General features: G+C 68.0%; 18 protein-coding genes. 4 read left to right on the forward strand and 14 right to left on the reverse strand.

The annotated features are described in order from the left end of the window. The 6 genes from Q8Q77_RS17910 to Q8Q77_RS17935 form a co-directional block, all read right to left on the reverse strand. The coding region (locus Q8Q77_RS17910) for a sigma-70 family RNA polymerase sigma factor (RefSeq protein ID WP_305585132.1) at nucleotides 1-1,416 on the reverse strand (1,416 nt) is incomplete at its 3' end. 85 nt (nucleotides 1,417-1,501) lie between these two features. After that, the gene (gene dnaG / locus Q8Q77_RS17915) at nucleotides 1,502-3,403 is read right to left on the reverse strand and encodes a DNA primase (protein ID WP_305585134.1); all 1,902 of its coding nucleotides are present in this window, start codon (nucleotides 3,401-3,403) and stop codon (nucleotides 1,502-1,504) included. Nucleotides 3,404-3,427: 24 nt separating this feature from the next. Next, nucleotides 3,428-4,294 (reverse strand): RNA polymerase sigma factor SigJ, encoded by an 867-nt coding sequence (gene sigJ, locus Q8Q77_RS17920; RefSeq protein WP_305585136.1) that lies wholly within the window; start codon nucleotides 4,292-4,294, stop codon nucleotides 3,428-3,430. A 4-nt stretch (nucleotides 4,295-4,298) separates the two neighbouring features. After that, nucleotides 4,299-4,841, reverse strand: a complete 543-nt coding sequence (locus Q8Q77_RS17925; protein ID WP_305585138.1) for a hypothetical protein — start codon at nucleotides 4,839-4,841, stop codon at nucleotides 4,299-4,301. Between the two features lie 2 nt (nucleotides 4,842-4,843). Then, nucleotides 4,844-5,224 carry a hypothetical protein gene (locus Q8Q77_RS17930; protein ID WP_305585140.1) on the reverse strand — a complete coding sequence of 127 codons (381 nt, stop codon included), beginning with the start codon at nucleotides 5,222-5,224 and terminating at the stop codon, nucleotides 4,844-4,846. Between the two features lie 68 nt (nucleotides 5,225-5,292). Next, nucleotides 5,293-5,988, reverse strand: a complete 696-nt coding sequence (locus Q8Q77_RS17935; protein ID WP_305585142.1) for an HAD family hydrolase — start codon at nucleotides 5,986-5,988, stop codon at nucleotides 5,293-5,295. A gap of 187 nt (nucleotides 5,989-6,175) precedes the next feature. Between Q8Q77_RS17935 and Q8Q77_RS17940 the strand changes: the two genes are divergently transcribed. Continuing rightward, nucleotides 6,176-7,288 carry a response regulator gene (locus Q8Q77_RS17940; RefSeq protein ID WP_305585144.1) on the forward strand — a complete coding sequence of 371 codons (1,113 nt, stop codon included), beginning with the start codon at nucleotides 6,176-6,178 and terminating at the stop codon, nucleotides 7,286-7,288. Here Q8Q77_RS17940 and Q8Q77_RS17945 read toward each other — a convergent pair. From Q8Q77_RS17945 to Q8Q77_RS17955, 3 genes are all read right to left on the reverse strand, one after another. Then, nucleotides 7,285-7,602: a cupin gene (locus Q8Q77_RS17945; protein ID WP_305585146.1), complete on the reverse strand. Its 318-nt coding sequence runs from the start codon at nucleotides 7,600-7,602 to the stop codon at nucleotides 7,285-7,287. The genes Q8Q77_RS17940 and Q8Q77_RS17945 overlap by 4 nt on opposite strands. Nucleotides 7,603-7,612: 10 nt before the next feature. Continuing rightward, nucleotides 7,613-7,858 carry a DUF1272 domain-containing protein gene (locus Q8Q77_RS17950; RefSeq protein ID WP_305585148.1) on the reverse strand — a complete coding sequence of 82 codons (246 nt, stop codon included), beginning with the start codon at nucleotides 7,856-7,858 and terminating at the stop codon, nucleotides 7,613-7,615. Between the two features lie 84 nt (nucleotides 7,859-7,942). Continuing rightward, nucleotides 7,943-8,377 (reverse strand): DUF1330 domain-containing protein, encoded by a 435-nt coding sequence (locus tag Q8Q77_RS17955; RefSeq protein WP_305585150.1) that lies wholly within the window; start codon nucleotides 8,375-8,377, stop codon nucleotides 7,943-7,945. A 238-nt stretch (nucleotides 8,378-8,615) separates the two neighbouring features. Here Q8Q77_RS17955 and carA point away from each other — a divergent pair, with 238 nt between their 5' ends. Next, nucleotides 8,616-9,785 carry a glutamine-hydrolyzing carbamoyl-phosphate synthase small subunit gene (gene carA, locus Q8Q77_RS17960; RefSeq protein ID WP_305585152.1) on the forward strand — a complete coding sequence of 390 codons (1,170 nt, stop codon included), beginning with the start codon at nucleotides 8,616-8,618 and terminating at the stop codon, nucleotides 9,783-9,785. Here carA and Q8Q77_RS17965 read toward each other — a convergent pair. The 5 genes from Q8Q77_RS17965 to Q8Q77_RS17985 form a co-directional block, all read right to left on the reverse strand. Next, nucleotides 9,763-10,263, reverse strand: coding sequence for a YbjN domain-containing protein (locus Q8Q77_RS17965; RefSeq protein ID WP_305585154.1), 501 nt, complete (start codon nucleotides 10,261-10,263; stop codon nucleotides 9,763-9,765). The two genes, carA and Q8Q77_RS17965, sit on opposite strands and share 23 nt — an antisense overlap. An 82-nt stretch (nucleotides 10,264-10,345) precedes the next feature. Next, nucleotides 10,346-10,819 carry a YbjN domain-containing protein gene (locus Q8Q77_RS17970; RefSeq protein WP_305585156.1) on the reverse strand — a complete coding sequence of 158 codons (474 nt, stop codon included), beginning with the start codon at nucleotides 10,817-10,819 and terminating at the stop codon, nucleotides 10,346-10,348. 67 nt (nucleotides 10,820-10,886) lie between these two features. Next, nucleotides 10,887-11,612, reverse strand: coding sequence for an anti-sigma factor domain-containing protein (locus Q8Q77_RS17975; protein WP_305585157.1), 726 nt, complete (start codon nucleotides 11,610-11,612; stop codon nucleotides 10,887-10,889). Next, the gene (locus Q8Q77_RS17980) at nucleotides 11,609-12,163 is read right to left on the reverse strand and encodes a sigma-70 family RNA polymerase sigma factor (RefSeq protein WP_305585158.1); all 555 of its coding nucleotides are present in this window, start codon (nucleotides 12,161-12,163) and stop codon (nucleotides 11,609-11,611) included. The genes Q8Q77_RS17975 and Q8Q77_RS17980 overlap by 4 nt, the downstream gene beginning before the upstream one ends. 84 nt (nucleotides 12,164-12,247) lie before the next feature. Beyond that, the gene (locus tag Q8Q77_RS17985; RefSeq protein ID WP_305585159.1) at nucleotides 12,248-12,661 is read right to left on the reverse strand and encodes a cupin domain-containing protein; all 414 of its coding nucleotides are present in this window, start codon (nucleotides 12,659-12,661) and stop codon (nucleotides 12,248-12,250) included. A gap of 352 nt (nucleotides 12,662-13,013) precedes the next feature. Here Q8Q77_RS17985 and Q8Q77_RS17990 point away from each other — a divergent pair, with 352 nt between their 5' ends. Next, nucleotides 13,014-13,220, forward strand: coding sequence for a cold-shock protein (locus Q8Q77_RS17990; protein WP_056732141.1), 207 nt, complete (start codon nucleotides 13,014-13,016; stop codon nucleotides 13,218-13,220). 191 nt (nucleotides 13,221-13,411) lie between these two features. Continuing rightward, a partial coding sequence (locus tag Q8Q77_RS20770; RefSeq protein WP_371130475.1) for a hypothetical protein occupies nucleotides 13,412-13,530 on the forward strand: 119 nt, incomplete at its 3' end.

Here is a 13,530-nt window from a genome sequence, read left to right on the forward strand (position 1 = left end):
GATCCACCAGGTGGCGTAGGTCGAGAACTTGTAGCCGCGACGGTACTCGAACTTGTCGACCGCCTTCATGAGGCCGATGTTGCCCTCCTGGATCAGGTCCAGGAACTGCAGGCCGCGGTTGGTGTACTTCTTGGCGATGGAGATCACCAGCCGCAGGTTGGCCTCGACCATTTCCTTCTTGGCCTGACGCGCCTCGCGCTCGCCCTTCTGCACGGTCTGGACGATGCGGCGATAGTCGTCGATCGGCACGCCGGTCTCGGTGGCGAGCGCGGCGATCTCGTGGCGGATGTCGCCGACCTGGCTGGCGTCGTTCTCGACGAACTTAGTCCAGCGCACGCCCAGCGGCTTCACTTGGTCGGACCAGTTCGGCGCCAGCTCCTGGCCAAAATAGGCCTTGAGGAATTCCGAGCGCGAGATGCCGTAGCTGTCGGCCAAGCGCAGCAGCCGGCCTTCCAGGCCCATCAGCCGCTTGTTGATCGCATAGAGCTGCTCGACCAGCGCCTCGATGCGGTTGTTGTTCAGCTTCAGCGTCTTCAGGTGTTGGACGATCGCCAGCGAGGCGGTGGTGTAGGCCTTGCGGTCGGCGTCCGACAGGTCCTCGCCCTTCAGGCGCTTGCCGACCAGCTTCTCCTGCAGGGCGCGGAAAGCGTCGAACTCGGAGGCGATGGCGTCGAGGGTCGCCATGACCCCTTCGCGCAGTTCGCCTTCCATGGCGCTGATGGTCGGGCCGGCGCCGTCGTCGAAGTCGTCGTCGTCATCGCTCTCGCCCTTGGCGATGGCCTCGCCGTCGGCGGTGACCTCGGCTTCTTCCGGCTCTTCAGGTTCCGGCGGCGCATTGGCCAGGGCCTCGGCGGCCGCGGCGGCGTTGATCCCGCCATAGGTCTGCTCCAGGTCGATGACCTCGCGCAGCAGGATGCGGCCGGTGCCCAGCTCCTCGCGCCAGACCATGATGGCTTCGAAGGTGAGCGCGCTTTCGCACAGACCCCGGATCATGGTGTCGCGGCCGGCCTCGATGCGCTTGGCGATGGCGATCTCGCCCTCGCGCGACAGCAGCTCAACCGAACCCATTTCGCGCAGATACATGCGCACGGGATCGTCGGTGCGGTCGTAGGCGGGTTCCTTGGCGGTCTCGACGACCGCGGTCTCCTCGCGCACGGCGACCTCGCCGCCCTCGGCGTCTTCCTCGGCCTCGACGACGTTGACGCCCATTTCGGACAGCATGGCCAGGGTGTCTTCAATGGCCTCCGAGGTCACTTCCTCGGACGGCAGCACCTTGTTCAGCTCGTCCATGGTGACGTAGCCGCGGGCTTTCGCCTGCTTGATGAACTTCTTGACGCCGGCGTCGGTAAGGTCGAGCAGCGGGCCGTCACCGCCAGTGGTTTCGGTGGTTTCCGCTTCGGCCGTATTGGTGCTCATCTAAATCTCCGATTTCGGCAATCCGAACCCCCTGCAAGGTTCGGGCCGAAGATGGTTAATTGCGGCCTGGCGACGATCGTTTTCTCTACGACCCGTCACCCGCCCAAATCGTTCCCGTTCTGATCGCGCGTTTCAGTGCGTCGCGCTCACCTTTGAGGCGCTCGAGGGCTTCCATGTCGGAACGGCCGCTCAGGTTTCCCTTTGCGGACGTTATAGCCTCGTCGAGCGCCGCGAGCCTGGAGAGGCCCGCGAAGGCATGCGACCACTGGGATTTCGCACTATCGAGGGAGACATCCGGTTTCATGATGGGCGCGCCCGATTTCGCAGCGGCCCGGTCGATGTCTGTCAAGAGTGCGGCAAACCCGCAAGACGCGAGATGGCGTGCGAGCGACCCAGAGTCAAGGTGATCGGCCTCTAATCGGAACCGAATGATTTCCCTGGTCAATTCCACCAGCCCCGGATCTCCGAAGCCCTGGGCGGCGAAGGCGTCCTCCAGGTGGTCGTCCAGGACGCCTGGGTCGGCCAGGGCGTGGGCGACCATGGCGGCGGCCAGCGGGTCCAGCGATCGAGCCAGGCGCTGGGCTGCGGCGCGGCCCATGGCGGTGGGCGCGGGGTCGATCCAGGGCGGGCCGGCGCCACGCCAACCCCTTGATTGGCCGAAGTTTCCTCCGCGCTGGCCGCCACCGGTGTCATTGCCCTGCCGTCCCCGCGGCGACAGGGCGTCCAGCCGTTGCAGCAGGTCCTCGCGATAGGCCTGCTGCAGGTCCTTGTCGGCGATCGTGCCCGCCAGTTGACGCAAGCGGGCCTTCAATCCCGCCCGCCGTTCGGGCGTATCCAGGGGTTCCTGGTCGCGCTCGCGGACGAACAAGGCTTCGACGAACGGTGTTGTCTGCGACAATTGGGCTCGCAGGGCCCCTGCCCCCTGTTCGCGCAGCACCTCGTCGGGGTCCTTGCCGCCCTCGACGAGGGCGAAGCGGAAACTCTTGCCGGGCTTCAGCATGGGCAGGGCGCGATCGATGGCCCGCGAGGCGGCCTGGCGCCCCGCCCGGTCGCCGTCGAAGCAGAGCGTCGGCTCGGGATGCAGACGCCACAGCATCTCCATCTGTTCCTCGGTGAGAGCGGTGCCCAGCGGGGCGACCCCGGCGATCCCGGCCCGCTGGCAGGCGATGGCGTCCATATAGCCCTCGACCACCACCACCGGGGGGGTCTCGGCGCCCGGGGCGGCGGCCAGGATCTTGCGCGCCTCGGCCAGCCCATAAAGCAAGCGGCCTTTGTGAAATAGCGGCGTCTCCGGCCCGTTCAGGTACTTGGCGCGAGCTTCCGGATCCATCGCCCGGCCGCCGAACGACAGCACCCGGCCGCGCGCGTCGGCGATGGGGAAGACGATCCTGTCGCGGAACCGGTCATAGGGCGCGCCGCCGTCCTCGGGCGCGATCAACATGCCGCTCTCGACCAGTTCCGGGGCCTTGGCGCCCTTGGCGATCAGATAGTCCTTGAGCGCCGTGCGACTGGCCGGCGAAAAGCCCAGGCGGAAGCGGCCCCATTCGGACTCGGGCAGGCCGCGCTTCTCCAGATAGGCCCGCGCCTCGCGGCCCTCGGGCCGACGCAGGGCCGCCTCGAACCACTGGGCGGCCAGTTCCAGCCAGTCCGACAGGCCCTGGCGCTGTTTCTCCTGCTCGGCGGTGCGGGGATCGGCCACGGGCATGGCCAGGCCGGCTTCGGCGGCCAGGCGCTCCACGGCCTCCATGAAGGTCAGCCGCTCAGTCTCCTGCAGGAAGGTGATCAGGTCGCCGTTCTTACCGGACGAGAAGTCGAAGAACTGGCCCTTGTCGTCGTTGACGTAGAACGACGGGGTCTTCTCCTTGTTGAACGGCGACAGCCCGACGTACTCGCGCCCCTGCTTGCGCAGTTTCACCGTCCGCCCGATCACGTCGGAGGGGCGGAGCCGTGATTTGATCTCGTCGAGGAAATGTTCGTCGAAGCGCACGGACGCGATGATAGCCCACCCTGCTCAGCTTTGCAGGCGTCCAAGCTTCTCCGGGTTGCGCACCATGTAGATGCCCGCCAGCTTGCCGTCCTCGCCGGGCTGGAACGCCACGGTCATCGGGCCGCCCTCGTCCTCCAGGATGACGCCCGGATAGCCGTTTATCCGCACGGCGCGGAAGGTCATGGGGAAGGCCTCGCCGTGGTGACGCCAGGCTAGGCCCTCGATCAGCCGCACGATGTCGTCACGCCCGATCAGCGGGCGCAGCGAGGCCTTCCGCTTGCCGCCACCGTCGGTGACCATCACCGCGTCCTGCGCCAGCACGGCGGAGAGGGCGGCCATATCGCCCTGGGCCGCGGCGGCCATGAAGGCCGCGGCGAGCTTGGCGGCGTCCTCCTGGCTGACCGTGAAGCGCGGGCGATTGTCCTTCACATGGGCCCGGGCGCGGGCGGCGAGCTGGCGCACGGCGGCCTCGTTGCGGCCCAGGGTCTCGGCCACCGAGGCGTAGTCCTCGTCGAACACGTCGTGCAGCAGGAACACCGCCCGCTCCAGGGGCGAGAGCCGCTCCAGGGCCAACAGGAACGCCACCGACACGTCTTCGGCCCGCTCGACGGGATCGACGGTGAGTTCCTCGATCAGCGGCTCCGGCAGCCAGGGTCCGCGATAGGCTTCCCGCCGCGACTTGGCCGACCGCATCCGGTCGATGCAGAGGCGGCTCACCACTCGAACCAGCCAGCCGGCGGGATCCTCCACGCCCTCGGCCTTGGTCCAGCGCAGCCAGGCGTCCTGCACGGCGTCTTCGGCCTCGGCGACGGAGCCCAGCATCCGATAGGCCAGTCGCGTCAGGCGCGGGCGCTGGGCCTCGAAGGCCTCGACATCGCCGGTCGGGGCCACGGTCCTAGGCCGCCAGGCGCAAGGGCGCGGGCTCGCCCGCCACCGTCACCCGGGAACAGGCCTTGCCGTAGCCCAGGGCGTATTTCAGTGTCGGGTACATCCGCGCCGTGGTGATCGCCATGCTGACGGCCACCAATCCCCTGTCGCCCCAGCGGCGCACGATCTCGTCGCGCAGAGGGTCGGCGGCCTCCATGTCGCGGGCCAGGCTGGAGCGGGCGAAACGCCAGCCGAGCGCGGCGTCCTCCTCCATGGCCGCCTCGTCCCCGGCCAGGATGGCTCGCAGCACGTCGGGCGTCACCCCGCTGGCCGCGGCCATGTCCACCGAGATCTGGGTGCAGGGACCGCAGTCTTCGGCCAGCGTCCCGGCGATGCCCGCGGCCGCGAGCGCCGCGGCCGGCGCGGCCTTACGGTCGACGAGCTGGGTGAGGAAGCCGAACTTGAGGAAGGTGGCGGGGCTGGCCCGCAGCACATGGCGCATATAGCTCGCGTCATAGCTCCAGGTGCGTTCCACCTTATCGATCTGGCGGGCGAGAAAGGTCTTCAGCATGGTCAGTGTCCCGGTCGTTTGGCGACCGCCAGCCAGGCCGCCAGCAGGGCTGGCAGGTAGACGCCGGGGAAGTCGCGGATGACGTCGGCCATGGGATTGGTCGAACAGCTTGCGTCGAAGACGTGGATGCCCGCATGCAGCATCAGGAAGGCCGCCGCGGCCACCAGGGCGGGCCAGCCCTGGGCCGGACGCCAGGCGAACCAGGCCAGCCCCCCCGCGGCCACCAGATAGGCCGCGCCGATATCCCTGACGAAATGCGGGTTGTAGGCGCCGGTGGCGGTGACCCCCGGCACGGCGCCGTACCACCAGAACGAGGCGAACAGCATCGCCAGGGCGTTGGCGGCGAGCATGGCGGCCAGGGCGGCGGCCAGGATGCGGGACATGGGTTTTCTCCGACTTCGCCCCTAGGACGGAGCCGAGCTTAGCCCTGTGACATCGCTCTTGCAGAAATTCAGCCGATCCGCACCAGCCAGGCCGGCAGTTCGCGGATCGAGGCAAGCTCGGCGAACCGCGCATGGCCTGTCGGCGCCTCGGCGACCTCATGGGCCCAGGTGAGCGGATAGGGCACGTGGGCGGCCCAGGCGCCGGCCTCGATGGCCGGCAGGATGTCGGAGCGCATGGAGTTGCCGCACATGGCCGCCTCCCCCGCCCCGGTCCCGTAGCGTTCGAACACCCGGGCGTAGGTCGAGGCGTCCTTCTCGCTGACGATCTCGACGGCGGTGAACAGATCACCGAGGCCCGAGGCCGCCAGCTTCTGCTCCTGGTGCAGCAGGTCGCCCTTGGTGATCAGCACCAGCCGGTAGGCCTTGGCCAGTTCGGCCACCGCGTCCTCCACCCCCGGCAACGGCTCCACCGGCTCGGTGAGCATCTCGCGTCCCACCGCCAGGATTTCACGGATCACCCGGGCCGGCGCCTCGCCCCCGGTCAGCTCCATGGCCGTCTCGATCATCGACAGGGTGAACCCCTTCACCCCATAGCCGTAGAGCCGAAGATTGCGCTTCTCGACCTCGGCCAGCTTGGCCTCCAACTCCCCGCGATCGCCCACCTCGGCCAGCAGGTCGCAGAACCGCTCGTGGGTCAGGCGGAAGATGTTCTCGTTGTGCCAAAGGGTGTCGTCGGCATCCAAGCCAACCGTGGTGATGCTCATGGCGAACCACATACCCCCTCGTGCGTGAAAATCGAGCCCCATCGCTCAACCAGCAGGCGCCCTGTCGTTTCCTGCGCCCGGGAAGGCGCAGGTCCCATTCCAGTAAGGTTCGTATCCCCATCTGATCGCCGTGGAGTTGAGTGATTCTCCGGGGCGACGGATGTCGATGGGCGGACTGCTCGGTTGGATGGCGCACAGTATCGGCCGGCGGCTGAGGGGACGCGCCCTGGCGCAAGCCGAGGCCGAGGCGCGGTGGGCGGAGGCGCGCCTGCGCGAGGCCATCGACGCCCTGCCCGAGGGCGTGGTCTTCCTCGACGCCGAGGGCCGATATGTCCTGTGGAACCGCCGCTACGCCGAAATTTACCACCGTAGCGCCGACCTGTTCCGGCCCGGCGCGCGCTTGGCCGACACCCTGCGGGTCGGCGTGGCGCGCGGCGACTATCCCGACGCCGTCGGCCGCGAGGACCAGTGGTTGGCGGTCAGGCTGGCCAAGCTGACCCATCCGACCGGGGAACGCCACGAACAGCGGCTGGCCGACGGGCGTTGGCTGATGATCGAGGAGCGGCGCACCGCCGACGGCGGGGTGATCGGCCTACGGGTCGACATCACCGAGCTCAAGCGCCAGGCGGCCGACCTGGAGGACGCCCTGCACCGGGCCGAAACCGCCAGCCGCGCCAAGAGCGAGTTCCTGGCCGACATGAGCCACGAGCTGCGTACGCCGCTCAATGGCGTGATGGGCCTGGCCCACGCCCTGGACCGCGGGGACCTGACGCTCGATCAGCGCGCCGTCGTCGCCGAGATCCTGGGTTCGGCCCGCGCCCTCGACGACCTGGTCAACAACCTGCTGGACTATGGCGACGCAGCGCGCGCCACCGACGCCGCGCCCGCCGCCGGCCCGATCGCCCATGTCGCCGACGCACCGGCCCTGCGAGTGCTGGCCGCCGACGACAATCCCACAAACCGCAAGGTGATCGAGCTGTTGCTCGGCGCGGCCGGCGTCGAGGTGGTCAGCGTCGAGGATGGAGCCCAGGCGGTCCAGGCCTGGCGCGGGGGCGCCTTCGACCTGGTGCTGATGGACCTGCGCATGCCGGTGATGGATGGGCTGGACGCCATCCGCGCCATTCGCCGAGCCGAGGGGGCGGGACTGCCGCGAGCGCCGATCATCGTGATCAGCGCCAACACCTCGCCGGGCGACCTCGAAGCCTCAAGGGCCGCCGGCGCTGACCGCCATATCGCCAAGCCGATCCGGGCCGAGGCCCTGTTCGAGGCGATTTCCGAGGTCCTGGAGCCCGGCGCCTAGACCGAGCCTTTGCGCTCGATCACCAGGATTCGCGCCTCGCCGATCGGATGGGCCACATGTTCGTCGCCGACGTGCGCGATAAACATGTCGGTGGGTTCGAGACGCGCCGACTTTTCGGTCCCGCCTTCGCGGTAGAGCATCTCGACGACGCCTTCGAGAACGACGAACACCTCGGGGCCGTCGTTGACGTGCCAGACATAGGGCTTGTCGGTCCAGTGCAGCCGGACGGTCGCGCCGTCGATCTCGGCGAGGTCCCTGGCGCCCCAGGCGCGCTCGGCTGTGAACGTCCGTGCGTCGGTGACGATGCGGGGCACGGGGCGGCGCCTAAGCGACGCAGGCCTTGTGGGCCTTGGTGAATCGCTCGGTGGAGGCCGGGAACCGCGCCAGGGCGGCGGCGGGCCGGATCGGGCGAGCCGCGAAGTTGCCGCCGCAGTTGGGGCAGACGCCGCCGAGCCGGCTCTCCACGCAGTCGGCGCAGAAGGTGCATTCGAAGGTGCAGATCATGGCGTCCGGCGCATCGGGCGCCAGGTCCTTGTCGCAACACTCGCAGTTGGGCTTCAGGGCCAGCATCGGCAAACTCCCACGGGTCGAACTTCGACTATGTCCGCTGCCCGCTGTGTCTGAAATGACTTACTTCCCTCGTTTTCAGCCAAACTATTCGCCGAACCCCGCGCCCGGCTCAATCGGCGACAACCGCAGCAGCCGCGAATCGGCGACCCCGGCGGTGCGGTGTTTCACGAACTCGCGGTACTCGGGGTCGGCGACCATGGCCAGGAAGGCCGCCGCGTTCGGGTACTCGGCGATGAAGGCCAGGTCCCAGGCCTCGTCCTGCGGCCCGGTGACCATGACCTGCGGCTTGCCGGCCCAGACCTGGCGGCCGCCGAGCCGCGCGAAGATCGGCGCCGTGGTCGCGCCATAGGCGCGATAGGCCTCCAGCCCCGTGATCGCCTTGCCATGGTCGGGATGGTCGGCGGGATATTCGGCCAACGGCTTCACCCGGACCAGGTTCAGCATCTGGATCGGCTCGTCCCGCGGCAGGGCTTTGAAGATGGCCCAGGCGTCGCGGTCGGGATCAATGTGGGCGCTCATGGCGTGCCTCCTCCCATTAGGGCGCATTGACCGGCCCTTCGGGACTCACTAACTACGCGGCCGTTTGCGCAACAAGCAGCAGTTCCAGTGGGCGGGGTTTTCCCGGAGCGTGATAGTCGAAAGTGGACGCCGGTTTCGGCGACCATCACGCTCCACACTCAGAGTTTGAGCCTTTTCGAAACGAAAAGGCTCGGGCCGACCTTCTGCGAGCATGCGACCCACACTAGGAGCCACGCCCATGACCACCGACCTGCTTCCTGGTGTCACCGGCGTCCTGGTCCTGGCGGACGGCACGGTCCTGCAGGGGATCGGCGTGGGCGCGGCGGGCGAGGCCCTGGGCGAGGTCTGCTTCAACACCGCCATGACCGGCTACCAGGAGATCCTCACCGATCCCTCCTATATGAGCCAGATCGTCGCCTTCACCTTCCCGCACATGGGCAACACCGGGGTGAACCTCGAGGACATCGAGCAGATGTCCGGTTCGGCCAAGACCTCGGCCTGCGGCGCGATCTTCCGCGACGTGCCCACCGCGCCGGCCAGCTGGCGCTCGGAAGGCGACCTCGACACCTGGATGAAGCGCCGCGACGTCGTCGGCCTCGCCGGGGTCGACACTCGCGCGCTCACCCGCGCCATCCGCGAGAAAGGCATGCCGCACGGCGTCATCGCCCACAGCCCGGACGGCAAGTTCGACATTCCGGCCCTGGTGGCCAAGGCCAAGGCCTGGTCGGGCCTGGTGGGGCTGGACCTCGCCAAGGACGCCTCGTGCCTGCAACCCTTCGTCTATGACGAGGGCCTCTGGACCTGGCCCGAGGGCTACGCCAAGGCCGGCCAGCCGAAATACGAGGTCGTGGTCCTGGACTACGGCGTGAAGCGCAACATCCTGCGCGCGCTCACCTCGATCGGCGCGCGGGCCACGGTGGTGCCCGCCAGCACATCGGCCGAGGACATCCTGGCCCGCAAGCCCGACGGGATCCTGCTCTCCAACGGTCCCGGTGATCCCGCGGCGACCGGCGCCTACGCCGTGCCTGAGATCAGGAAGCTGGTGGACAGCGGCACGCCGGTGTTCGGCATCTGCCTGGGCCACCAGATGATGGCGCTGGCGCTGGGCGCCACCACCGTGAAGATGGAACAGGGCCACCATGGGGCCAACCACCCGGTGAAGGACATCACCACCGGCAAGGTGGAGATCGTCTCCATGAACCACGGCTTCACCGTCGACCGCGACAGCTTGCCCGACCCGGTGGTCGAGACCCACGTCTCGCTGTTCGACGGCACCAACGCAGGCATCGCGCTGAAGGACCGCCCGGTGTTCTCGGTCCAGCACCACCCGGAAGCCTCCCCCGGCCCGACGGACTCGCTCTACCTGTTCGAGCGTTTCGCGGGCTTCATGGACGGGGCGAAGGCGTAGGCTCCGGCTCGCCTAGCAGCTTGTCGAAGCGTTCCGCGGCCTCCAGCCAGATCTCAAGGCTGTCGGTCAGCGACGCGTAGGTCGCCCCCGGCGCCAACGTCACGTCATAGGTGACCATTGGGCCGTCGTCGCTGAAGACGTGCGCCTTCACGAAACGATTGCTGGTGTTCCAGGTATTGGCGGCCTCCAGGGTGAGCTTCACCTCTGGCGTGTACACGGTGAAGAACTGGCCGGAGAGGCAGCGCTCCTGCTTGCAGTCCAGCAGGAAGAACTGGAACCGGCCGCCGTTGTCATAGGTGCTGTCGATATAGAACCCGCCCGACTCGGCCTTCACGACCTTGGTCTCGAAGCCTTCACGCTTGAGCCACGCCGCCGCCTCGGCGGGCGTGAGGCCCGCCTTGCTTATGGTCTTCGCCTCGACCGCCCCACAGGCGACGGACACCGACAGGGCCACCGCCAGAAACACTCCAGACCTCATCTATCGCTCCTGAAATAGAACATATCAGGAACAATTACAACCACAGGACGCGGGGCTGGTCAACGGTGACGCTTCGGGAGGCCTATTCCCAGCCGATGTGCTGCTTCATGTCGGGCAGGAAGCTCAGCCAGACGCCGAAGTTGTCGTCCAGAGCCTCGTGGGTGCCGCCCGGGCTGAGATTGATGTCATAGGTGAACCAGGGATCGCCGTCCTCATCGATGAAGCAGTCGATGTAACGCTTGGCGCTGTTCCAGCTATTGGCCTTGTCGGCCGCCAGCTTCTCCTCCAAGTCGAACCCGGCCACGAACTGGATCGATGTGCAACGCGAAGCCTTGCAGTCGTAGAAGTTGACTTCGAAGCTGACGCCCTCCCCCGCGCTCTTCAGATAGTCCTCGCCCTCGTCGTTCTTGGCGGCCTCGGCCTTGTAGCCGCGCTCGATCAGCCAGGCCTGGACCTCCTTGGCGCTCATGCCGCCCTTGGGCAGCTCGGCGGCCTGTGCGCCGCCGCCCAGGCAGATGAGAGCGGCGAGGCTCGCCGCGATCAGGCTTGTCTTCATGGTTTGGCTCCCCGTCCTTCGCCGTGAGGATAGGGCGCTTCGCGCGCGCCGCGCCAGCCTCGGGCGCTCAGATCCTGGCGAGTTTGCCGATGGCCGCCACGGGGCCGGACGGGCCGTCCTGCTGGGAGCCACCAACCGGTTCCACCGAGACCGCCAGTTGCGCGCCCTCGGTGATCATCCCGACCATCTCGGGCTTCATCGGCATGGCCTTGGACGCCCCAGGCTCCACCAGACCCAGGGACCGGGGCTTGCCGTCGGTGGGGATCAGCCACAGCTCGTGGCTGTGGTCGGGGTCGGCCCCCGGCGGAACCAGCGACGCCACCAGCATCGACCTCCGCTCCGGATCGTAGGCGGCCAGGAACATCGGCTGGCCGGCGGTGGAAGCCAGGCGGGCGTCCAGCATGGGCGCCATCGGCGGCGGTGAGGTGCGGATCACCACCGGCGGCTGGCCGGCCAGCATGGCGGCCGCGGCGATGCTGGCGGCGGCCAGGCCCATCGACCCCATCGCCGTCACGCGCCACAGCCGCAGGCGCTTCAGAAGCCCCGCGGTGTTGTCGTTGGCCGGCAAGGCCCGCTCGACCCGCGACCAGAGCCCGGCGGGCGGTTCGACCGGCGCCACGGCGGCCAGCATCGGCGCCAGGCGTTCACGCCAGGCCTCGACCTGCGCGGCGAAGGCGGGTTCCCGGGCCATCCGGGCCTCGGCGATCGTCCGCTCGCGGACGCTCAGCACGCCCAGCGCATGTTCGGCGGCCAGGGCTTCGTCTTCGGGCAGTTCGGGTCCGATGTCGCTCATCGCTCCAGGCACCCCTTGAGCTTGAGCAGGCCGCGGCGGATCCAGCTCTTCACGGTGCCGAGCGGCGTATCCATCCGCTGGGCCAGGGCGTCATAGGTGACGCCTTCGAAAAAGGCCGTCCGGATCACCTGCTGGGTGCGCTCGTCCAGCTCCGACAGGCAGCGTCCCAGGGCCCGGCCGTCCTGGCTGGCGGCCAGCAGCGTCTCGGCGCTGGGTTTGCCGTCGTCGATCTCCAACTCCTCGACCTGCTCGGCATAGGCCAGCGGGCCACGTGCGCGCAGCCGGTCGATGGCGCGGTTGCGCGCGATGGTCGAGATCCACGTCATGACGCTGGCCCGTCCCGCTTCGAAGCGGTCGGCCCGTCGCCAGATCGTCAGATAGACCTCTTGCAGCACGTCTTCGCTCTCTTCCCTGTCGGAGAGGATACGAAGACAGACCCCGAAAAGCTTCGCGGACGAGGCCTGGTAGAGTTGTCGCAGGGCTGCGCGGTCGCCCGACGCGATGCGCGGCAACAGTTCGGCGAGCGGGTCTATCGATGAAGGCGCGTTCAAGCCGGGAGATCGCAGTGCCAATTGGGGACGGCGAAGCTGCCCACGCTCAGGCGTCAAGGCAAGCTCGAAACCGCCGTTCCGCCATCACGGATCGCGCCGGACCATGTTGGCCTGGCCCGGCGGGGTCTGGTCGATGACCAGCATCCTCACCGCCTCCCCGCCCAGGGCCTGCCCCTGATGCCATTGATCGCGCGCCTCGACACCGAAGTCGCCGGGCGAGAGTTCGACCACCGCGCCGGTGTCCAGGTTGGTCACCTTCACCCGGCCGGCCAGGATGTAGGCGAAGCGCTGATAGGGGTGCTTGTGGGCGGCGATCATACCGCCGGCCGGGATGGTGGTCTCCGAGATGCTGACCCGGACGGCGCCCTGCGGCAGCAGGATCGGCTGGCCGCCTTGGGTCGCCTCGAAGGCCGCCAGGGGGCGCGATGTCGGCGAGACTGGCGGCTCGACGCAGGCGGTCGCCGCGGCCAAACCCAGGAAGAGGGAAAGCATCGTCATTCAGGTCTCCAGGCGCATCGCAAGCAAGACCGCCGTACAGACGCGCGATCAAACCTTCGCAAGCCTGTCCCGTAAGGGCCAGGGATTTCGCGGCAATGACCATCTAGTCTCCACGACCGCCGCCTATCGGCCCCGGAAGCTAAGTAGTCGCGAACCCAAGACCAGTGTTCGTCGGATCATCTTGCGGGGTGGTTGGAACCGCGCTACGGTTCGAGGGTCAAACTCGTACGGTTCGGCTGAATTTCCTTGTCCCACCTGGGATTCCGGACCTGCTCCCCGACCCCCCGAGACCTTTGATCCGTTGCTCAAACCGCTTGGGCCGCGGGCATAACTATCAAGGACGAATATCTCTATGGCTACCGGCACTGTGAAATGGTTCAACGGAACCAAGGGCTACGGCTTCATCCAACCCGACGACGGCGGCGCAGACGTCTTCGTGCACATTTCGGCCGTCGAGCGCGCAGGCCTGCGTAGCCTGAACGAAGGCCAGAAGGTCACCTACGAACTCGAACAGGATCGTCGCAGCGGCAAGATGTCCGCCGGCAACCTGCAGGTCTAGGCGACCGCATTCGGGCCCTCGGGCCCCGATGTCAGAACGACGATGGGCCGGTGGAAACGCCGGCCCATTTTCATTGGGGCAAACCGCCGCTTGCGCCCGGGCGACTCCGTCTCTAAACGGCCCCCTTAACCTGCAGTTTGACCGGGACCGGGCGCGCTTCAACGTGCGACCGCCCTCGCGCGCGAGTAGACATGCCCAAACGCACCGACATCTCGTCGATCCTCATCATCGGCGCCGGCCCGATCGTCATCGGCCAGGCCTGCGAATTCGACTATTCGGGGGTCCAGGCCTGCAAGGCGCTGCGCGCCGA

The sequence above is a fragment of the Phenylobacterium sp. genome (assembly GCF_030698145.1).
Taxonomy (GTDB): domain Bacteria; phylum Pseudomonadota; class Alphaproteobacteria; order Caulobacterales; family Caulobacteraceae; genus Phenylobacterium.